The organism is Chlamydia poikilotherma (genome assembly GCF_900239975.1).
Classification (GTDB): Bacteria; Chlamydiota; Chlamydiia; order Chlamydiales; family Chlamydiaceae; genus Chlamydia; species Chlamydia poikilotherma.
In genome coordinates, this window is the sequence record NZ_LS992154.1 from 210,996 (window position 1) to 231,036 (window position 20,041).

Below are 20,041 nucleotides of genomic sequence, written 5' to 3' on the forward strand. Positions count from 1 at the left end.
GGGATAAGTATACAATGTTTTTAGATCAAATTACTATAGAGTTACGTGCTGGTAAAGGCGGTAACGGTGTCGTAGCCTGGAGAAAGGAGAAATATCTACCCAAAGGTGGTCCTTATGGAGGTAACGGCGGTGTTGGTGGATCTATTGTTATTGAATCAGCTACGCATGTATACTCTTTTGAATCCTATAGGAATATACGTTTTTTAAAGGCTGAAGATGGACAATCCGGAGCAACTAATAATCGTTCTGGAAGAAATGGGAAAGATTTGGTTTTGGTAGTTCCTGAAGGAACGTTATTACGTGATGTAGAGACTCGAGAAATTCTTTATGATTTTGCCAAAGATGGAGAACGTTTAGTTATTTGTCGTGGAGGCAAAGGTGGAAAAGGAAATACTTTCTTCAAGACATCTACCAATCGTGCTCCTATAAAAGCCACTCCAGGAAGACCCGGAGAAGTACGCCAAGTCGAGCTAGAGTTAAAACTCATCGCAGATATCGGTCTTGTAGGCTTCCCAAATGCTGGTAAATCTACGTTATTTAATACACTTGCTAAAACAGAAGTAAAGGTGGGCGCCTACCCATTTACTACACTTCAGCCTGTGTTAGGGCTAGTTCCCTGTCAGGAAAGATTGTATCAGAAACCATGGATTATCGCAGATATTCCCGGAATCATAGAGGGTGCTCATCAAAATCGTGGTTTGGGATTAGATTTTCTAAGGCATATTGAACGCACTAGATTGTTATTATTTGTTATCGATATTTGTGGATGCGAGAGATCCTCTCCCGAAGAAGATCTACGTATTCTTATGGACGAACTTTTACATTATAAAGAAGATCTTGCTGATAAAGGCAGGATCATCGCTTTAAATAAAATCGATGATCTTCTTCCTGATGAGAGACAGGAACGCCTAGAGAATTTTCAGAGACTCTTTCCTTTTGAAAAATTTGTGATGTTATCTGGACTTACTGGGGAAGGTGTGGATCTACTGAATAGTCTTTTTACAAATAGACTTAATGTATAAGCAATACCCATCAAAATAGCGATCGTTGGTCCTGCAGGGAAATCTAGGGCATAGGCAAGGGCAATTCCGAAAAATGAGCATAGAATGTTTAAGAGAACGGAAACAATCATAATGTTGACCATTCTATAGGAAAACCTACACGCGATCGATATAGGCAAAACAAGCATGCTTAACATTAAAATAACACCCATGATGTAAATCAGCATAACGATCGTAATTGCTGTTAAAATTAGTAAAAGGAAATACCATGTCTGTACAGAGTAGCGACTGAGCATCATGTATTTTTCATCGAAACATAATGCAAGGAATCTCGTATGACAGAGCGCTACGGTTGTAAGAACAACCACATCTAATATTCCCAAACTGTAGAGATCATGAGTAGTTACCCAAAGAATATTTCCAAAAAGAAAATTCACTAGCTCTGAATTAAAAGCAGGGAGTTGGGATATAAAAATAATCCCGATTGCCATCCCTACAGACCAAATCATAGCAATGAGGGCATCCTCTCTTTCTTGATACTTGAGATGAATTTTCCCAATACAGATTGCTAGGATTATTGCTCCAACTATAGCCCCGTACATAGGAGAAAATTCAAGATTCAGTCGATATTGAATCCATAAGGTAAGACCAATTCCTCCTAAAATAGAATGGGAGATACTTCCGCTAATAGAAACGATACGTTTGACTACGATGTAGGTTCCTACAACTCCCCCAGCAATAGAGGCTCCTAAAGCTGCAAGTAGAGACGGGAAGAGTAGCGCGGGAAGGATATGATCAAAAAAAGAAATCATAGATCAGCCTTTTTTTCGAAGGAATCGCAGCAAAACTCTTGAGATATCGTTGGTGTATTGGTCAATGTTGTTAGAGTTCTGCTCATATAAAATACTTTATTGAAGTGACTAGTTGTATGATGCAAATCATGTGTGATCATAAGAATCGTGCATCGGGCGTTAAGTTCTGTGAGAATCTGTAGGATGCGTTGTTGATTTTCAGGATCGATATTTGCTGTAGGTTCATCAAGGATGAGTAATTTAGGATGAGATGCCAGGGCTCTAGCGAGTAGTACTCGCTGTATCTGTCCCCCAGATAGATGGGAAAAGCAGGTATCCTTATGATGTAAAAGATCTACAGTCTTTAAAGCTTGCTCAGCAGATTCATGATCGTATTTAGAATATTTCCCATGCCAGCGGAGAAAAGAAAGCCTTCCTGATAGAACAACTTCTTTCACAGAAATGGGAAAGGAAAAGTCATAGGAGAAGTGTTGCGGAACCCATCCGATAGTTAATTCGGATTCTTTTCTACATGTAGAAAATGTTTCTAGAGTTCCTAGAGTAGGTTTTAATAAACCTAGCATGAGCATAGCTAAAGTTGTTTTTCCGCCACCGTTAGGACCTATAATACCGACAAAATCTCCCTCATGAATCATGAAAGACACATTATTAATGATCCAAGAGCTTTTTGGTCCATAGCGGAAGGAAAGATCCTTAACGAATATTTGTACTGTCATAAATTAGCAAGAGTTGTTGCTATAGTTTTCAAATTATTTATAACGTTTTCTTCATAGGGATCTAAATTTACTGTATCCATATGGAAGCGTTCAGCGAGCATAGCGCTACTGCGCTTGCCTGCATGACGGAGTAAAATCATAGATGAAATCCCATGTTCACGAATACTTTGAGCAGCACGGACAACATCTTTCGGAGAGGGATCAGCGTGATTGCTTTTTTCCACAGTATGTTGGAAAAAATTGTAATCTCTACAGAAATAGCCGAAGGCTCCGTGTGCGACTAAAATATGACGCTGCTTAGCAGAGGCTGTGATTTCTTGAATTTCTATATCTAGGGTTTCAAGCGTCTTAAGTAATTTTTCTCCATTACTTTGATATAACGCAGAGTGTTCCGGGAAATAGAAGCACAGGGCTTCTATAATAGTCGCTACCTGTATTTTCAAATTTTTAGGACTTAACCATGTATGGGTATCAAAACTATGAAAATGATGAGCACATCCTGTATATCCAGGAATTACTTGAATGTTTTTATTAAGATCTACTTGAGGACAAGAAACATTTTTCTCACAGGACTTTTCAAAATTTTCTCCCATACGAAACCAAAGTTGCGCACGAAGAAATTTTTCCATATGTCGGGGAGACAATTCATAGGTGTGAGGATCATAGTTATTAGTAACTATAGAGCATACCTCACAAGTGTCCTCTGCTATCTGTTCAACTAGAAACTTATAAGGAACTATACTAACAAGGACATGTTTTTGTTCTGTTTTAGAGTTTGCAAAAGTATGTGAACAACAAAAGAGGAACAAAAGAAGGATGAATATTCTACGCATGATCTAAATAGATTGATGAATTCAGCCATTATCCTATTGACCCACAATTTTAATAAAGAATGAATTCAAAATAGCTTTGTAGATTTTTTAAAAATCCTTTGTATTCAGACGAATCTTGATAAAAATGGATCTATTGGGATATCTTCAGATCAAGTTTTTCGAAAGAATATCCTTATTTGGCTAGTGGAGAGGTGTCCGAGTGGCTTAAGGAGCACGCTTGGAAAGCGTGTGTGCGTTAACGCGTACCGAGGGTTCGAATCCCTCTCTCTCCGTCAATTTCTAGCAATTTATTCTTCCTCACCCCATCAATCTATGTAATTGAAAATAAAAGTTGAGAAATATCCTTTTGTATTTTTTATTCTTGTATATCAAGGATATTTGCTTTAACCTATCCTAACTTTTTAATTCTCTGGAACCTCTAAACATGTGAATCTTTGCTGTTTAGATGAAAAAAGTTCTTAGAACCTGCTCGAGTTAATACTTGCGAAGGGAGTTGCGTTCATTTCTGTTCTTAAGGGTTTTCTTTAAGGATATTTTAACCTCTTCTCTCTTGCGTAAACGTGTGCATATGTAGGGAGGAAACCTTTGGAAGAAGACTTTTTCAAACTCATTCTAGTCACGAATAGACAGAACACCCCAGTTGAGGAATATCTCGATTTTATAGCTGTTTGTGTACAGTCTGGTGTGACTTCTGTTCAACTTCGTGAAAAAAAGCTTTCACATAGGGAAATTTTAAGTTTTGGAGAAGCGTTAAAGTCGATCCTAGATCCTTTGGAAATTCCTTTAATTATCAGTGATAGCGTATCTGTATGTTTAGATTTGGATGCTTCAGGCGTTCATTTAGGGCAAACAGATGGAGATGTTATAGAGGCTAGAGAGCTTCTAGGTCCTGATAAGATTATAGGGTGGAACGTAAATACTCTTGATCAGCTTCTCAATGCCAATACTTTACCGATTGATTATTTGTGCTTAAGCGCGATGTTTGCAACTCAGAATAAGCCCGATGCTACCAATCTTTGGGGATTTTCTGGTTTAGAACAGGCTGCTTCTCTATGTGAACACCCTATAGTTGCTATTGGTGGTATCGATGAAAGTAACGCTGCTGAAGTCGTGGAAGCTGGTGCTGCAGGTATTGCTGCTATTGGAGTATTTCATTCTGCGCAAAATCCGGGTTTAGTAACAAAAACACTAAGAGAAATTGTTGATAGGGGACTTAGATGTTAGAACGAATGAATGAAGCATTGCAGAGCATAGGAAAGGAAAAACCTGTAATTTTGAGTATTACGAATTACGTTTCCATGGATTTTCTTGCGAATTGCTTTCTAGCTATCGGAGCTTCACCTATTATGAGTGTATCCGATTTAGAATTAGAAGAGTTAATAGGATTAAGTTCGGTTGTTTATCTTAATATTGGAACTCTAGATCATCTATTTATTCAGAGGTCTTACAGAGCGGTAGATATTGCTTTAAGACAAAATAAGCCTGTAATTTTTGATCCTGCAGGTTCAGGAGCTACAAAAATTAGAACAGAAGTTTCTCATCATTTGCTTACCCATGCTACGATTGTTCGGGGAAATGCTAGTGAAATTCTCTCTTTTGGAGATGTTCCTACAAAAACACGCGGTTTGGATTCTATTAATACTACCCATGATGCTAAAAATATGGCAATCGCTTTAGCTAACGAATGTTTATGTGGTTGTGCTGTTGCTGTTACTGGTGCTGTAGATTTTATTACTGATGGGAATCGTAGTGCAACTATAGAGCTCGGAGATCCATTAATGTCTCGCGTTACGGGAATGGGTTGCTCTTTAACTGGGGTGCTTGCTGCATTTAGATCGGTAATAGATGATTCTTTTGAAGCTACACGATTAGGCGTAGAATATTTTACTCTTTGTGGAATGCTTGCTCGTGAACGCTGCGAAGGTCCAGGATTATTTAAGGCTTATCTTCTAGATGAATTGTATAATGCGGACTTTGATAGAATGCGTCGTTATTACGAGCAATAAAGATATCTAAATTATATTCTTTGGGACGTATTGTTCCGTCTTTAGTTTTGTAATTGAGAACCCTCATAGGTTCTACAATTACAAAACAAATTAATCAAATAGATGAATTTCTTAGCTTTCTAGCTTTAAAAGATCATACGTGCGCCGCAGTTGGCCATCTGTACTAATGAAGACATCCCGGCATCTATGGTATAGGTGCCGTAGAGGGTCCAGTATGGGCCGAGATATATTTGTGAGCTATACTCTATTCTTCCTGTATTTCTTGTAGGAATCACACCAGAAACTTCACCGGTTTGTCCAGTAGAGTCAACTCTGTAAGTACACTGCGGTTTATTTCTATAGATAACAGGTACATAAGCAAAAGAGAGCTTATTGTACATTAGGATACCATATTGTATTAAAGCTCCTTCAAAAACAAAACCTAAAGGAGTTGCAAGATTTCTATAGGCAAAGGAATCGAATGTTCTAGGGTCGTAGTCAAGTTCTGTAAATTGTTTTTGACGTACGCCTGTATATTCTGCTTCTGAGTAAAACGAGAATCTTGTTGTGGAATTGTTTGAAGGTTCTTTTAAATCAATAATCATACGGACATCAAACAGCCAACCAAGATCTTCCCAATTTCCAAGATTGCGTTCTTGAATGGATGGGTAGTAGGTGGTTGTATCGTGCTTCATGTAACCATAAGTCATCACACCTTGTAAAAGTATGGGGCGAGGGGCTTTCGTTTGTCTATGAGGCAAATAGAAGGCTCTACCAGCATATAAAGTTCCTTGGAAGGAGTGATCAGAGCCTTTATGCTTGTAATTTTCGATGCTTTTTTCGGATTTAGCGTGTCCGAAGACTTGGCTAAATGAGGCCCCTAGAATAAATTCAGGACGCGGTTTAGCATCTATAGCGAGTGAATAGCCTCGACTATGATAAGAGAAGGATCTAGCTTCTTCTCCTTGTTCTTTCTGTAAGAACGATCCTATACCGCATAGCCAAAGGTTATTGTAAGCAGCGTCATCAAAACGTGCGTTGTTAAGCATATTGTTGATGATGCCTTGCTTTACGGAAATCAGGGAGTTTTGAGAACCGAGAATAGAGTTAACGTAGAAGTAATTGTCACGAGGGATATAGACCCATCGACGGTACTCTTTAAATTTCCAGCTAGCTTGTAGCTTTCCATTTTGACCTGTTGCACCTAATGTCCAAGTGCCGATGTAACCTTTTTGCGGGTTTGTATCTCCTGCTAAAGTTAGATCAGAAATATCTACTTTGCTAGATGCCGTAGGAAGTTTTAATAACTCAATTTCACGATCTTCGCCTAAGTAGGGGTTTTGGTAAAAGGCTCCCGAAGGATCGATAAGGGTCAGTGTTCCTGTTAGATAGATTTTTTCCTGATTTACATCAGGTGGCGTTTTATTCGCTTGTGGAAGTGAATTGTTCTCACTTCGATGACTCCTAGGTCCTCCTGCTGCTCGGGTAGGTTCAACACTTAGTTGTAGAGAAGGAGGGGTGGCTTTTCCGTTTTCTGCAAGAATCTCACTAAAATCAATAGTGAGGTTATTAATTGCTATACCTCCGGTCGTTCCACCTGCTGTGGGTTTTCGCGTGGATAATACTGATCCCGGTCCCATAACGAGTAAAGATCCGGCTTTTTGATCAAAGGAAATAACATTTAATTCTGCATTTTTACTTAAAACTAATGTTCCGTTGTGTAGGACCGTCTTTTGAGGAATGAAGGACCTATGCTCATGAAGTTCTCCAGAGAAGAGTATAGTTCCTGTGTAGTTTGGAGACGTTCCGTTTGTCGGTTTTTTATTGATATCTAGAGTGTTATAATTACTAGTTTTAGACGTGGTGATGTTTACAGCATCGTAGAAGTTAATCGATTGATTTTCTGCAGCATTTAGCGTGAGTTGAACTTTCCCTGTTATACTACAGAAAGAAGTAGCAGTATTTGTTCCTGTAGGTAAGCATTGGTTGTTTTTAAACGTGATGCTACCTCCTAAAGCTGTAAGATTAAGTATAGCATCATCGCTAGCTGGAGCTCCGTAGATTGCAGCACCTAAGTTTTTAACTTGGGCTGAGCCTTGTCCAGCTGGAGTTTGTGCTAAGGTAACCTTATTATTTAGGAATAGAATAGACGAAGCAGCTGTAATATCTGCCTTCTTTGTGAAATAAATCGCACTACCGTCATTTGCAGAACTGTTGTTGGAAAAGTTTATGTATCCTTTTGGGATAGATAGGGTAGCTGCGTAGATAGTTCCACGATTTTTAGCTATATTTTCTTCAAAGGAACAGTACAAGGAATCAGTAAATGTTACTGTACCGTTTTTACACCCAATTGCGGAGCCGATGTCTGCAGAGTTGCCTTTGAAAAATAGTGTTTGATTCCCTGTAAATGTGACACTAGTTGTTCCTGCAATAGCTCCACCAAAGGTTTCCTTTGGAGTGATTGTTATAGCTCCCGAAGGAGGTTCTGCAGGCGTGCATAAAGCTGAGTTATTAACAAAGTTAATAGCTTGAGAACAATTTGTAATTGTAACAGTAGGAGCGTAAATAGCCCCACCGGCTATCTGTCCTGTTGTTGCAGCTCGTTTTGTAATTGCAGAGTTCCCTGAAAAGGTTAAATTTCCAGTGCTATTTTGTAGATTGAAAGCGGTTTTAGCATAGATAGCTCCACCTTGAATATCAGGATCTGCAGGAGGATTGTTAGTTCCGATAACTGCATTGTTATCAATAGCTTGGTTGCCGGAGAATGTACAATTACCCTGTAGATTTTTTAAAGTAAGTGTTTCTGCATAAAGAGCGCCACCGGTAATTGCTGTAGGAACACTGGCAGTTGCTGTAGTAGTCGAGGTAGTCTCTGCTTTATTATTGCTTACAGTTAATTCTGTATTAAGGTTATTGCAGGTAAGTGCTTTGGCATAGATCGCTCCACCAGATTCTTTTGCGGTGTTTTCTGAGATCTTTGAAATTTGAATATTTTCAAGATTCAATGCTTCTGTAAAGTAGAGACCTCCTCCCAATTTCCCTGCAGAGTTTCCTGTGATGTTTAAATGGTCAAGACGAGAGATTTTTCCTTTTTTACCATAAACACCACCACCATTGTCTACAGCAGCGTTTTTCGTGACATTTGTCGTAATAACATAATCGACTTTGAAATCTAAATCTTCTGGAGCAGATTGTCCAGCACTCACAACAGTGCCTGCTGAAGTTAAAGTTTGTGTACAAAGACCGGCACCATTTTTAGCAGAGTTTTGACCAATATCGATTAACTCAAGACTAGTAAAGGAAGCCTTTGTCGTATAAACACCACCACCATGCTCTGTAGCTTGGTTTCCAGTAATAATAGCACTTCCAAATACAGGAACCACAGCAGGTGGTGTTGTAAGCGAGGAGACTGGATTAGGATTAGGAAATGTAAAAATAAGTTCTTTAGGGATGTTCGCTCCACCACCACTTTTGGTAGTAGTGTTGTTTATTAGGCAAAAGCTCTCTAAATTCGATAAAGTTAGAGATTTATTGGCAGCTAGGCAAATACCCCCACCCTCTTCTGTGGCAACGTTACCTTGAAAGAGAGTTTTTCCTGTAAGATTTGTGAATGTCACATCGCTTTCACAATACAGACCACCACCAGATTTTTTTGAAGTGTTTGTGGTGAATTGTATTCTGTGAGAATTTTCAAATGTTAGAGTGCCTTTAACATAAGCTCCCCCACCGTGATCCGTAGCTTGGTTATTTAAGAATTCTAAAGTTGAAGCAATCTTAGAAACACTAAGATTTTTCTCAACATAGATACCCCCACCTTTCGCTAAAGGAGGAGGAGGAGGTTGAGAAGAAGATGCAGAGTTTTTACCCGGTACATTGATAGTAAGATCGTAATTTCCAGCTTTGTTAGCCCCGAAATGTGCTTGAGAAAGGTTTGTAAGGGTTACGTCTCCTAAACAATAAATACCCCCACCGCCAGTTTTCCCGTTATTTCCGTTAAACTGAGTAAGGGTAGAAGAATCTTGTATTGTAAGATTCCCTTTAGAATAAATTGCTCCCCCTAGGGTATCCGCAGAGTTACTTTGGAATTTTAAATTAGCAACCTTACTAATCGAGATCGTTTTATCTCCATAGATAGCACCCCCAGCCCCTGTAGCAGTATTTAATATGAATAGGGTATCTTCAGAGCCATCACTAATAGTAATGGTATCCAAACCAAAGATAGCTCCTCCGGATCCTTTGATAACAGGTTCTGGAGGGGGAGGCGTAGAGTTTGCTTTTTTACCTGCTTCGATACTAGGAGGGAATTCTGCAGAATTGCCTCTGAAAGTCATATCTTTATAAGTAGAGATGACAATTGCACCTTTAGCAAAGGCAGCACCACCGTTTCCTGCTGTTTCTGTTGTATACGTAGGGAGAGTAGGTGTTTGAGAACCTGTATTTGTACTTCCTGTTTGCGATATATATTTAGGTAAAGGATAGGTAGCATACGAGCCGTTAGGAGCTACAACACCTCCAGTTCCAGGAACTGTTGGAGGTGTTGTGGGTGGTTCAGGAGGAACAGGAACGCGCGCAGCGTTATTTGTAAATTCGATAGAATTAAGGATATTCCTGATGGTTAGCGTAGAATCTGTAAATAGAGCACCGCCGGCTTCTTGGGATACGTTATCTTTGAATGTAACGTTTTCTAATCCATCAAAAGATATAGGACCTTTGGAGTATATCGCTCCTCCTTTTCCTGTCATTTTGATTAGAGAGCAGGAGATAGATCCTGGATTTCCCACGTGGGTAATAAATGATAGAGGACCAGCTTTATCATTATAGAAAGCTCCGCCGCCTTTTGGATCGGGATTAGAAGTGGATTTATCTGCGGGTGTTACGGAAGTTGCTGCTAGAGGAAAACTTAGTGGATGAGATTTCTCAGATGTGAAATCGCTAAGATCAAAATTTCCCTGCTGCAATCTAGAAACATGAGCAAATGCTGATGAGTTTAGATTTTGCAGAATAGATAGATAAAGCTGTTCGCGAGGTTGAGCAATGGTCCTAGCTTGTCCTGTTATGGGCTGCAATGTGCTACTAACTGAGGGGCCTGAATCACTTGGGTTAGGTGCTGGATCTGGTTGTGCAGCTGGATTTGGCTTAGGATCGGGAATATTTGTGAACGTTGTGAATGAGACATTCCCAGAAATTATATAAGTTATTCCGCTTTCATCTTGTGTTTCTTGCGTAAAGTTATTCGAATGCGAATCTGAAATGCTTGATCCTGATCCTCTATAACTGGAGTTTAATTCTTTCGAAAGGGGTTCACCAAATACTGTAATCGAGGGGAGCACGGCAGCAAAAACAGCTGTAGCTGATAGCCACTTCATAGAACAAAAACCTACTGCGAACATTCACTGACTAGATATGTGTTAGATAAATCAGAAAGGCAAATTAGGCAAGGGATAAAAGAGGGTAAGAAAGATCAAGATATTAAAGATGAGCTTTAGGGAGACAAGAGCGCATCCATAATATCTTGACGAATGCTGTCCATAATCATTAACAAAGTTCTTAGTCAAGGAAAAATTAGAAGGTTAGGGATAAACCACCAAAAGCATCTCCAGAGAGATTGTTTCCTTCGCGTTGTATTGTCGAAATTCCTAAATAAGCTGTAGCTAATCTATATTTGAAGGTAGTGCGGAACTTTAGGTTCATAGCTTCTTGTCCTATAAAGACTCCTGCGACTTTCCAAGAATGTTGATTCAGGATTAAGGAAGCAGTTGTTACAGGATTTTCTCTAAGCAAGTCTTTGATATAGGCCATGCTAAATTGCGTAAAAAGAGAATATTTCGCTCCGAAGAAGCGCATTTCTAAAGAAACTCCTGAGGGAAGAGCAAGATTACTCAAATGTGAAGAGGCAAAATACCGAGGATCGTATCCTGTTTCTATGAAAGGATTTTGACTGATTGCGGTATACTCTAGATCTATAAATGGAGTAATTTTAAGACAACGAATTCCCTTTGGATAGGCATAAGATAAGCCCACACTGCTTCGGAATCCTTGGTTCTTCCAAGAGCCTCGGGTAATGTCCTTTTTTGAGAACTGATGTTTCATAACATGAGATTCTTCAGCATAGCTTACAGAAGATCTAAAAGATAAAGCGCGCCAGTTTTTAAAAGCTGCTATTGTTCCCAATAGCATATGCGAGTGGCTTTTCCCAGGAATGTTATCCTGAGAGCTAGATCCGTGAAGCTGTGTGAATGTGGCACACACAACAGTATTTGGTGAAAAAGGAAGTTTAATTCCTAGATTATGACCAGCTTGTGTCATAGAAAAGTTATTATAATTAGCGGCATTTTGCTCCATAACACTAGAGACGATACCACCAAAAATACATATATGTTTAATAGGGATGAGCATGTTGTTATTTAAGTAGTTATCAAGGATAGCATCATTGGAAGAGCGCATACCTGTAAATGTTGTCCATGTAGAAGATGGAACTAGATAACCCTCTTTCTCCGGGTTCAAAATGAATGTCCCCGTGGGGATCCATAAAGCTTTTAATGTTTTATGTCGTTTGGAATTTTCACCAGACCAATTAAATTTCCATACACCTTGATAGCCATAGGCATTTTGTTGTACAGCAATCTCTTCAGGAATAAATCCATCGGTATTGATATTTTTATCAGACTTGAAAATGATTTCCATTTGATACGGCTGAGATGCTAAATCATGATTGTTGTAGAAGATATTATCGGGATCATGAATTTGAGGAGATCCCGAAAGTCGGATTCCTGAATTTCCTAATGCGCGTATTTCAGCGGGGAGATGAGAATTAGTAGCATCTAAGCCAAAGCTAATATTAGAAATGATTAGATCTTTCCCTAAGCTGTTGTAGCTTGTTAACATAGATCCTGGGCTAAGATTTAATATCCCACCTAATTGCTTAAATTCTTGAACGGCAAGAATGGCACCGCTTGTAATAGAAAGAGTTCCGTTATTTAGATATACAGGTTGGTTAAAGATAGAAGTTTTATTACTTTTATCCTGACGATCGATCGCAAGTTTTTCTCCTGAAAAGATAACAGATCCACAATGGAAAATATTATCAATAGAGTTAATGTCCACAGGATTTATACTTTGTGATGTGGCAAGGATTGGATCATAGAAAATAATTGATTGATTTTCATTGGCAATGAGCCGGATAGCTTCAGGAGCACCTTTAATTGTAATCGCATTGTTATTTGTGATTGAAGAGTGCTTGGTAGAGATCTTTGTGATGTTTCCGCTAAATATAATATCTGCATTTTGTGCATGTAAATGTAGTTTTGGTTGCGGCCCACTTAAATAAATCGCACCTCCTCCCAAATTCCCAGATGAATTTTCAGAGAAGATAATTGATTGGGAAGCTGTAAGATTGCAACTTGTTGAGGCTATAGCTCCGCCACCTTCTGCATGATTTTCACTAAAGAAAACAGACTCATCATTGTTTTTAATAATTATCTGTTGAGAATAGACGGCGCCACCCAGCTTGCGAGCGCTATTTTTGCAGAAAGACACCGGAGCAGATTGCTTATTTATATTGCAGAGATTTGTATAAATAGCACCTCCAGATTCTAAAGCTCTATTTTCTATGAAGTTAATCGTATTTTTATTCTTAGTGAATTCAACAGTTCCTTGGGCGTTATAGATTCCGCCACCAGATTTAGCGTAATTTTCTTGGAAGAGAATTTCCTGATTCCCATCAAATAAGATAGAGGATCCAGCAACTTCACTACTGATAGCCCCGCCATTACCTGAATTCGTAATATTTTTTACGACTTCTGCATGGTTCTTAATAAAAGAAATTAAGCCACGTTGCTCACTAAATATCATGCGATTTGGTTGCGCTCCTGTGAGAAGAATCGCACCACCTGCGCCATGACTTACATTATTTTGAAAAAACAGATTTGTATTTCTAGTGAAGAACATATCCTGTCTAGAGGTAAGAACTCCTCCAGTACTTTGATTGTTTTCTACATTGACTGCTTTTAAATTCTCGAAGGTAAGAAGAGATTTAGAAAATACACCCGCTCCCTGACCACCTAGTTGTAAATTAGTGAAATTTAATGTCGCTAGGGGAGTGCTACCTGTAAATGTAAGATTTCCTTCTAAATTGCGAAAGGCTCCTCCGGATTTATGGATACTATAACCAAGAAAATCCTTAAGAGTAAACTCGCCCCGTAAGGTGTAGTTTGTTCCTTGAGGGGATGTAGTTAACATGGTAAATAATTCAGGATCTTCACCCGTATGTATTCCCGATAGAGGCAGAATAATCTCTGTCCCTGATAAACGAGAAACTTGTGTTAATTGTGTTAGTGAAGAAAGAAGTACGAATTTCCAAAAAAACATCTGCTTCATGTTTCAGAATCCTATTCGTTTCACGGTCTAGAGTAAGAGATCTAACTTACATAGAAGGATAAAATAAATACATGGAAATAAAAAATTGATCTAAGCGTATGTTAATAAGAATGGAATAGTTAAAGTCTATTCTATTTTTTTTAACTATATTGAGAGATGCCTCTAAAGATGATATATATCTTTCTCTTTAGAGGCTATAGAGGGAATAGTTAGACGAAATTAATCTTTAGTTTCGTCAATCATTGCTTTTGTGAAATCTTTAATTTCTTTAGATATATTTTTCGCGAGCATTTTTGTTTGCTGAGCAAAAGCTTTTGTGTGTTGTTTAGAATGTTTGAATAAAGTTTTGCCTTTTTTCGTTCCTGAGGTTTTTACTCTAGAGAGTTTTTTCCTTAACTGCACACCACTTTTTGGAGTGAACAAACAAGTAAGCAATGTAGCGATAAATCCTCCGAATAATACACCTCTGAGCCAACGCCAGCGTTTACATGTTTTTTTAGGTTTGTGATTTTTAAACATACTTTCTTCCCCCTACGACAGATTAATCCTTTTTGCGGAATACGCACCAAACGAGTAGAGCAGCAGCGGCCCATTTAGCTCCTCGGCAAATCTTCCCCATCCAGCTACCCTTACTTCCCTCATAGAGAAATTCTTCGATATCTTTAGGTAAATGTTTATTACGTTTGCGTAACCATCCGCAAATAAGCCTTTTCCCTAATAATAAAGGTGCTAGGATCTTAGCTTCAAAATTTAAAATTGTCGTAATCTTACTGACATTTTTAACTATTTTATTGAGCCTATGTAACAAGCTAATAGTTAAAACGAACATTGTTACCATGCACGTTGATAGCAAGACACAACAGACAATTATCGCTCCCGTGAGGTAAGTGTTCATATAAAGTGAATAAACAATTTTTATTTTTATTAATTAATTTCACTTCTTATTTTCTGTTTATTTTTAAAAAAATTAAAGAAAATACTTTTTAATAAATAAGTTGGAATCATAAAAAAGAAAATCCCCAACTTCTTCTGGGGATATGTACTTGATAATAAATAAGATGGAAGGGCAATAACCCCCTAAAAATTCTTATTCTGCTGATGAGGGAAGCTCGATCGCTTTATCGGATGTTGGGAATTCCACCTCTTTTCTCATTAGGAAGACTCCCAATAGGTTAAAGCAGAGGAGAAGAGCCCCGGATACAGACATGATCAATAGAGCTGTATTTTGCGATAAGAAGCAAAACGCTGGTAATATAGCAGCTCCGTATAGAGTGTAGATCTTTGATCCGACGTTTCCGTAAAGAAACTTTGCACATTTTTTCCCTACGAGGAAATACGAAATAATTGTTGTATAACCTGTTACAAAGAAGAATGTGGGAAGTAAGATCTTCACAAGAGGGAAATATGTCCCTAAGGCATGTTCAACAGCTTGAGAAGCGTTATCAAGACCTAGGGACCATGATCCTGATGCAAGTACCATAAGTAAGCTTAGAGTGCAGATAAGATTATCTATAGCAAGTCCTATGATACTTAGCTGAGCTTGTGTTTCTGGACGTTTTACAGAACTTTCACTTTGAATAATAGAGTCAAAGCCGATACCAATATCTCCAGAATAAGCCGCTCTAGAGATGCCTTGGTGAATGGTAGTTGCCAAAGTACAGCCAGCGAATCCGCCAATAGCTCCGTGTCCTGTAAATGCTGATGAGAATACAGCAGAAAATAGTGAAGGAAGTTGGTGGAACTCTTTTATAAGTATGTATAGAGATAATGCACAGTACACGGTAAGGAAAAATGGAAGTACGAAAACACAGATTTTTCCAATACGTTGTAGTCCTCCTTGAACTGCGTAGAGAATTAAAGATAGCAAACCAAAAATGGTGAACAATTTTGGGATGCTCCAACAATGGGAAATCGTGTCAGCAATAACAGAAAACTGATAGATTTCTACACCATAGATACAGAGCAATACAGCTACAATAATAGGTATAAGCTTGGTTCCATAGGCTTTATCTAGGAAGTACATTGGTCCACCCTGATAAACGCCATCGTTATCTACTTTACGGAATTTAATCCCTAAGTACACTTCAGAGTATTTCACTATGGAACCAAAAATTCCTGCAATCCAAACCCAAAATAGGGCCCCGGGACCACCAATGCAGGCAGCGGTAACAATTCCTACAACATTACCAATACCGATATTTCCGCTTGCTGAAGCAAAAAATACCTTCAATGGATGAACACCTCTTTCGCTTTCCTTCCCCTTCTTATTGGAAGACTTTTGCGAATACTGGTAGAAAAGCCTGCAGAATTGAGGAAACTTGGTGAATTGAGAAAAACCAGATTTCCATGAAAAGCTTAGCCCCAGAAAAATAATCATCAGAAAAGCCACGTATGACCAGAAGAAGTCATCGAAGGCTACTAGTAACGAGAAGATTGTGTTCATGGTAAAAACTTTTTTAATAATTAAAATATTTAAACAGTTATTCATTAAGAAGATGGGGAAACTATTATCCCTATTTCATCTTTTGTTTAGTAGGAAAATAAAGCTTATATACGAAGATTAAAGTTCCTAAAGAGATAAAAATATCGGCCAAATTAAATGTTGGAAAGGACCAACGTTTGTAACCGATAGAAATAAAATCCACCACATGCCTGTAAAATAGGATATCTCCAACGTTGCCGATAGCTCCGGAACAGAGGAGAATCAGGGAGAAGCGGATTGAAGGGGGGAGACTTTTCTTTCTTAAAAAAAGAAAAGCAAGAATGCCTAAAATAATTGCTATACGTATAACAAATAAGAAGTATTTATATTTTGAAAATAATCCGAAGGCGGCACCTTCATTAAATGTAGGGCAAATACAAAAAAACAGCTTACCCCAGCTATACTGGTATAGTATGGGGTTAGCATCAGTCAGATTCCCTCGGTACAGCAAAACAGCTAGCTTAGAGACCCAATCAATAAGGACTAGAAATGAAATAGCAAGGAAGGTAGATCGAGAGCGACTAGACATTGGGATTAGTTTCCATAAAGTAGGCCTTTCTCGAACTGTGATTGGGCTTTGACCGTCATTGTAGCATAGGGGATCGCCATTAAACGAGCTAAGGGAATTTCTTCTCCGCTTACATCACAGATCCCGTAAGAAGATTCCTCGATTTTTTCTAGAGCTCGATTAATTTGCCTTAATAATTCGTATTCTTTAGTTGTCACCTCTAAACTGATAGTTCTATCAAAGGTATCGGTACCTTGATCAGCTTGATGCTGAGAATATCCAGTAGCTTCGTTAGGTTTTTTGACTTCTTGAGCGTTCCCTTCTAGGGTATGAGATAGTTTATACTTCATCTCTAGAAGTCTTTGTTTAAAATTGGCTATTTCGTCCTCAGACAACGGCATAGTTTTGTCTCCTTAACCTTAAAATAATAACTATTTTTCCATATCCGGAGTTGCAGATAGCAAAACCTCCATTAATTCGCCAACATCTTTAAATCTTCTATAGACGCAGGCAAATCTAATGTAGGCAATCATGTCTGCCTTTTTTAGATATTTCATTACTAGTTCGCCAATTTCTTTGGTAGAGATTTCCCTATTTTGTTTGCCCAACAGTTCAGATTTCACGTTAGAGGCTATTGCATGCACTTGATCTTGACCTATACGTGTGTGACTAGAAGCGGCATTCAATCCGTTAATTAGTTTAGATTCTTGGAAATTCTCGTAACGACCATCGCGTTTCAATACCTGCAGAGTTAGCTCAACGGTTTCAAAAGTAGTGAACCTTTGACCGCAATTTAAGCATTCTCGTCGGCGTTTAATTGCATTTGCTTCTGGCGCATTTCTCGAATCTATAACTTTTAATTCCCCATGATTGCAAAAAGGACACTGCATGGGAGCTACCTCCTAAGGTTAAGGTAGTCTAAGAAAATAATAATTTTAACGTAGGATAAATCTATGCGACTATAAGTTGCAAATTTTTTTTCCTAATCTAAAAAATAGGGCTTGCGACAGATGCAGATAGCGTGGTAACTTTTCGCCTTTTTGCGAAAAGACAATGTCTTATCGTAAGGATGTTTTATTGTAAATGCTATTTGCTTAGTAATTAAGAATGTTTTCTGGAATAGTTCAAGAGCTTGGTAAAATATTTAGTATTCAGCCGAGAGACGAAGGTTTAACTATAGGTGTAAGAGGATCTTCGACATGTATTTCCGAGTTAGAAATTGGTTGTAGTGTTGCTATTGATGGCGTTTGTCTTACTGTAGTTAAGCTTGAAGAAGAGGGTAAAATGTTTTTTGATATTATTCCTGAAACTCTTGTTTGTACTACAATAGGAGAGAGAGTTGTAGGTGATCGTGTAAATATCGAACGCTCTTTAAAAGCCTCTGATGAAATTGGAGGCCATATGGTCTCTGGTCATGTTTGTGGTGTCGGAGAGATTGTATGTATAGAGAAAAATCGGTACTATTTTCGTGTCCCAAGTTCCTTATCTATATATCTTTTTGATAAGGGATTTATTTCGGTAGATGGAATTAGCCTGACAGTTGTTACCGTAGAAGAAGATGTGTTTTCCATAGGATTAATCCCTGAGACATTATCTCGAACGACTTTAGGATATAAGCAGGTAGGGGCGAAAGTAAATATCGAGCCTGATATGGCAACAAAAACACAAGTCGATACCTTAAGGCGTTTATATCCTGCGCAATAAAATAAATAATATGGACTATAAATTACTGGATAGTGGTGATGCAAAAAAGTTAGAAAGCTTCGGACCAATAACTCTTATCCGACCTTCTTGCACGGCAATCTGGCCTAAGAGTTCGCCATCTCTATGGAAAAAGGCGCATGCTGAATATCAAAGATTGGGTGAAGATGGACAATGGCAGTGCAGAGCTTCTGTTCCTCAAGAATGGCGAATCATTCTGAATACCGTTGATTGTACATTAAAACTCACTCCTTTCGGTCACATAGGTATGTTTCCGGAACATAGCAGTTTCTGGCCCGAATTAAAACAAAGTATAGAAAAACATTCTGAGTGCTCTGTGTTAAATTTATTTGCTTACACAGGTTCTACGTCGATCTTTGCTGCAAAATGTGGAGCAAAAGTATGTCATGTTGATGCGTCGAAATCTGCGGTAAAATGGGCACAGAAGAATGTTGAAAATAATGCATTGCCTGAGAAAAAGATTTTTTGGGTTATCGAAGATGTATTTTCTTTTCTGCAAAAAGAAATACGACGAGGAAAGAAATACGAGGTGATTTTATTAGATCCTCCTACTTACGGTCGAGGACCCGATGGTGAGGTTTTTAAAATAGACAGGGATTTCTTTCCGTTATTGCTTTTATGTTCTAAATTACTTTCCGATTCCTCTTCTTATATTTTGATTACCTCGCATACACCGGGTCATACACCTGCTTTTTTATATAGTTTAGCTACAAGAGCTTTATCTTTAGATAAACAGTATTGGTCTTCTGGAGAGAGTTTTTGTGGTGCTGGATATCAAGCTTTACCTTCTGGAGTGTTTGCTAAATGGAGTTCATAGGGAAAAATAATCCTAAGGTGAAAGAGGCAATAGCATTAAAACAAAATCGCTCTCGTAAGGGTTCTTTGTTTCTTTTGGAAGGATTTCGAGAAATTCAAAAGGCTCTGACCTCGGGATATGAGTGCGAGAGGATTTTCTGTGGAACCAATATTTCAGAAAAAGAGCAGTCCTTTTTAAATCGAATTCAAAAAGCACCTTTGGAAAAGATTTATTGTTTAGAGGAAACTCTTTCAAAACTTTCTTATAAAGAGCATCACGATAATTTTATTGCTGTGATGAGAAAACGTTGGTGGTCTCGAGAAGAGTTTCTAACTCAGAAAAAAAATCCATTACCTTTTTATCTAATCATAGAACAGGTTGAAAAACCTGGGAATGTTGGAGCCCTGCTTAGGATAGCTGATGGAGTAGGTGTTGACGGAGTGATTTTATGTGATCCTATAATTGATCTTTATAACCCTAATGTTATCCGTTCTTCACTAGGAACAGTATTTACTCTTTCTATCTGGTCTGCTACTTTGGATGAGGTGTTACGAACTATTGAAGAGGAAAAATGGCATGTTTTTGTGACCTCTCCTAGGGCAAGTTCAATGTATTTTTGTGAAAATTATAATCAACCGTTAGCTCTAGTTTTTGGTTCAGAAAAAGATGGTCTAACTTCCTCTTGGTTTCAAGGAAATTTCTCGAAAATATCTCTTCCTATGCTTGGACAAGTGGATTCTTTAAATTTGTCTACAGCCGTGTCCGCTGTTGCTTATGAAGTAATTCGACAACGCTGGTTATCCTAGTTTA

General features: G+C 38.3%; 17 protein-coding genes and 1 tRNA gene. 7 read left to right on the top strand and 11 right to left on the bottom strand.

Going from position 1 to position 20,041, the window contains the following annotated elements; all coding sequences use genetic code 11:
- Positions 1 to 14: 14 nt before the first annotated feature.
- Positions 15 to 1,022: a GTPase ObgE gene (obgE, locus tag C10C_RS01040; RefSeq protein WP_117273883.1), complete on the top strand. Its 1,008-nt coding sequence runs from the start codon at positions 15 to 17 to the stop codon at positions 1,020 to 1,022.
- Here obgE and C10C_RS01045 read toward each other — a convergent pair.
- The 3 genes from C10C_RS01045 to C10C_RS01055 are packed head-to-tail and all read right to left on the bottom strand — an operon-like array spanning position 920 to position 3,362.
- Positions 920 to 1,813 (bottom strand): metal ABC transporter permease, encoded by an 894-nt coding sequence (locus C10C_RS01045; RefSeq protein WP_117273884.1) that lies wholly within the window; start codon positions 1,811 to 1,813, stop codon positions 920 to 922. The genes obgE and C10C_RS01045 overlap by 103 nt on opposite strands.
- Positions 1,810 to 2,529, bottom strand: a complete 720-nt coding sequence (locus C10C_RS01050; protein WP_117273885.1) for a metal ABC transporter ATP-binding protein — start codon at positions 2,527 to 2,529, stop codon at positions 1,810 to 1,812. The genes C10C_RS01045 and C10C_RS01050 overlap by 4 nt, the downstream gene beginning before the upstream one ends.
- Complete coding sequence (locus C10C_RS01055) at positions 2,526 to 3,362, bottom strand: metal ABC transporter solute-binding protein, Zn/Mn family (RefSeq protein ID WP_117273886.1); 837 nt, start codon at positions 3,360 to 3,362, stop codon at positions 2,526 to 2,528. The genes C10C_RS01050 and C10C_RS01055 overlap by 4 nt, the downstream gene beginning before the upstream one ends.
- 185 nt (positions 3,363 to 3,547) lie before the next feature.
- Between C10C_RS01055 and C10C_RS01060 the strand changes: the two genes are divergently transcribed.
- The 3 genes from C10C_RS01060 to thiM all read left to right on the top strand — a co-directional run bounded on the left by C10C_RS01060 (position 3,548) and on the right by thiM (position 5,368).
- Positions 3,548 to 3,634, top strand: a tRNA-Ser gene (locus C10C_RS01060).
- A gap of 313 nt (positions 3,635 to 3,947) precedes the next feature.
- A complete protein-coding gene (thiE, locus tag C10C_RS01065) occupies positions 3,948 to 4,586 on the top strand; it encodes a thiamine phosphate synthase (RefSeq protein WP_117273887.1) in 639 nt (212 codons plus the stop codon).
- Entirely contained in the window at positions 4,580 to 5,368 is a 789-nt protein-coding gene (gene thiM, locus C10C_RS01070) for a hydroxyethylthiazole kinase (protein WP_117273888.1), read from the top strand. Before thiE ends, thiM begins: the two co-directional genes overlap by 7 nt.
- Positions 5,369 to 5,493: 125 nt before the next feature.
- Here thiM and C10C_RS01075 read toward each other — a convergent pair whose 3' ends face one another.
- From C10C_RS01075 to nrdR, 8 genes are all read right to left on the bottom strand, one after another.
- Complete coding sequence (locus tag C10C_RS01075; protein WP_117273889.1) at positions 5,494 to 10,713, bottom strand: polymorphic outer membrane protein middle domain-containing protein; 5,220 nt, start codon at positions 10,711 to 10,713, stop codon at positions 5,494 to 5,496.
- 196 nt (positions 10,714 to 10,909) lie between these two features.
- Complete coding sequence (locus tag C10C_RS01080; RefSeq protein WP_117273890.1) at positions 10,910 to 13,723, bottom strand: polymorphic outer membrane protein middle domain-containing protein; 2,814 nt, start codon at positions 13,721 to 13,723, stop codon at positions 10,910 to 10,912.
- Between the two features lie 219 nt (positions 13,724 to 13,942).
- Positions 13,943 to 14,242 carry a YtxH domain-containing protein gene (locus C10C_RS01085; RefSeq protein ID WP_117273891.1) on the bottom strand — a complete coding sequence of 100 codons (300 nt, stop codon included), beginning with the start codon at positions 14,240 to 14,242 and terminating at the stop codon, positions 13,943 to 13,945.
- A gap of 22 nt (positions 14,243 to 14,264) precedes the next feature.
- Positions 14,265 to 14,618 carry a hypothetical protein gene (locus tag C10C_RS01090; protein ID WP_117273892.1) on the bottom strand — a complete coding sequence of 118 codons (354 nt, stop codon included), beginning with the start codon at positions 14,616 to 14,618 and terminating at the stop codon, positions 14,265 to 14,267.
- Positions 14,619 to 14,810: 192 nt separating this feature from the next.
- Positions 14,811 to 16,166 carry an amino acid carrier protein gene (locus tag C10C_RS01095; protein WP_117274753.1) on the bottom strand — a complete coding sequence of 452 codons (1,356 nt, stop codon included), beginning with the start codon at positions 16,164 to 16,166 and terminating at the stop codon, positions 14,811 to 14,813.
- 70 nt (positions 16,167 to 16,236) lie between these two features.
- On the bottom strand, positions 16,237 to 16,734 hold the full coding sequence (lspA, locus tag C10C_RS01100) for a signal peptidase II (RefSeq protein ID WP_117273893.1): 498 nt from the start codon (positions 16,732 to 16,734) through the stop codon (positions 16,237 to 16,239).
- Positions 16,735 to 16,739: 5 nt separating this feature from the next.
- Entirely contained in the window at positions 16,740 to 17,114 is a 375-nt protein-coding gene (locus C10C_RS01105; RefSeq protein WP_006342889.1) for a TraR/DksA family transcriptional regulator, read from the bottom strand.
- Positions 17,115 to 17,144: 30 nt separating this feature from the next.
- On the bottom strand, positions 17,145 to 17,603 hold the full coding sequence (nrdR, locus tag C10C_RS01110) for a transcriptional regulator NrdR (RefSeq protein WP_006342890.1): 459 nt from the start codon (positions 17,601 to 17,603) through the stop codon (positions 17,145 to 17,147).
- A 217-nt stretch (positions 17,604 to 17,820) separates the two neighbouring features.
- Here nrdR and C10C_RS01115 point away from each other — a divergent pair, with 217 nt between their 5' ends.
- Genes C10C_RS01115 through C10C_RS01125 form a run of 3 tightly spaced genes read left to right on the top strand, consistent with a single transcriptional unit; the run spans position 17,821 to position 20,037 of the window.
- Positions 17,821 to 18,417 carry a riboflavin synthase subunit alpha gene (locus C10C_RS01115; protein WP_117273894.1) on the top strand — a complete coding sequence of 199 codons (597 nt, stop codon included), beginning with the start codon at positions 17,821 to 17,823 and terminating at the stop codon, positions 18,415 to 18,417.
- 10 nt (positions 18,418 to 18,427) lie between these two features.
- On the top strand, positions 18,428 to 19,252 hold the full coding sequence (locus C10C_RS01120; protein ID WP_117273895.1) for an RsmD family RNA methyltransferase: 825 nt from the start codon (positions 18,428 to 18,430) through the stop codon (positions 19,250 to 19,252).
- Positions 19,240 to 20,037: an RNA methyltransferase gene (locus tag C10C_RS01125; protein WP_117273896.1), complete on the top strand. Its 798-nt coding sequence runs from the start codon at positions 19,240 to 19,242 to the stop codon at positions 20,035 to 20,037. The genes C10C_RS01120 and C10C_RS01125 overlap by 13 nt, the downstream gene beginning before the upstream one ends.
- Positions 20,038 to 20,041: the final 4 nt, after the last annotated feature.

Excerpts from the sequence above, each read along its gene's own strand:
- obgE (WP_117273883.1), top strand. The coding sequence starts at position 15 with ATGTTTTTAGATCAAATTACTATAGAGTTACGTGCTGGTAAAGGCGGT.
- C10C_RS01045 (WP_117273884.1), bottom strand. The coding sequence starts at position 1,813 with ATGATTTCTTTTTTTGATCATATCCTTCCCGCGCTACTCTTCCCGTCT.
- C10C_RS01050 (WP_117273885.1), bottom strand. The coding sequence starts at position 2,529 with ATGACAGTACAAATATTCGTTAAGGATCTTTCCTTCCGCTATGGACCA.
- C10C_RS01055 (WP_117273886.1), bottom strand. The coding sequence starts at position 3,362 with ATGCGTAGAATATTCATCCTTCTTTTGTTCCTCTTTTGTTGTTCACAT.
- thiM (WP_117273888.1), top strand. The coding sequence starts at position 4,580 with ATGTTAGAACGAATGAATGAAGCATTGCAGAGCATAGGAAAGGAAAAA.
- C10C_RS01075 (WP_117273889.1), bottom strand. The coding sequence starts at position 10,713 with ATGAAGTGGCTATCAGCTACAGCTGTTTTTGCTGCCGTGCTCCCCTCG.
- C10C_RS01080 (WP_117273890.1), bottom strand. The coding sequence starts at position 13,723 with ATGAAGCAGATGTTTTTTTGGAAATTCGTACTTCTTTCTTCACTAACA.
- C10C_RS01085 (WP_117273891.1), bottom strand. The coding sequence starts at position 14,242 with ATGTTTAAAAATCACAAACCTAAAAAAACATGTAAACGCTGGCGTTGG.
- C10C_RS01090 (WP_117273892.1), bottom strand. The coding sequence starts at position 14,618 with ATGAACACTTACCTCACGGGAGCGATAATTGTCTGTTGTGTCTTGCTA.
- C10C_RS01095 (WP_117274753.1), bottom strand. The coding sequence starts at position 16,166 with ATGAACACAATCTTCTCGTTACTAGTAGCCTTCGATGACTTCTTCTGG.
- lspA (WP_117273893.1), bottom strand. The coding sequence starts at position 16,734 with ATGTCTAGTCGCTCTCGATCTACCTTCCTTGCTATTTCATTTCTAGTC.
- C10C_RS01105 (WP_006342889.1), bottom strand. The coding sequence starts at position 17,114 with ATGCCGTTGTCTGAGGACGAAATAGCCAATTTTAAACAAAGACTTCTA.
- nrdR (WP_006342890.1), bottom strand. The coding sequence starts at position 17,603 with ATGCAGTGTCCTTTTTGCAATCATGGGGAATTAAAAGTTATAGATTCG.
- C10C_RS01115 (WP_117273894.1), top strand. The coding sequence starts at position 17,821 with ATGTTTTCTGGAATAGTTCAAGAGCTTGGTAAAATATTTAGTATTCAG.
- C10C_RS01120 (WP_117273895.1), top strand. The coding sequence starts at position 18,428 with ATGGACTATAAATTACTGGATAGTGGTGATGCAAAAAAGTTAGAAAGC.
- C10C_RS01125 (WP_117273896.1), top strand. The coding sequence starts at position 19,240 with ATGGAGTTCATAGGGAAAAATAATCCTAAGGTGAAAGAGGCAATAGCA.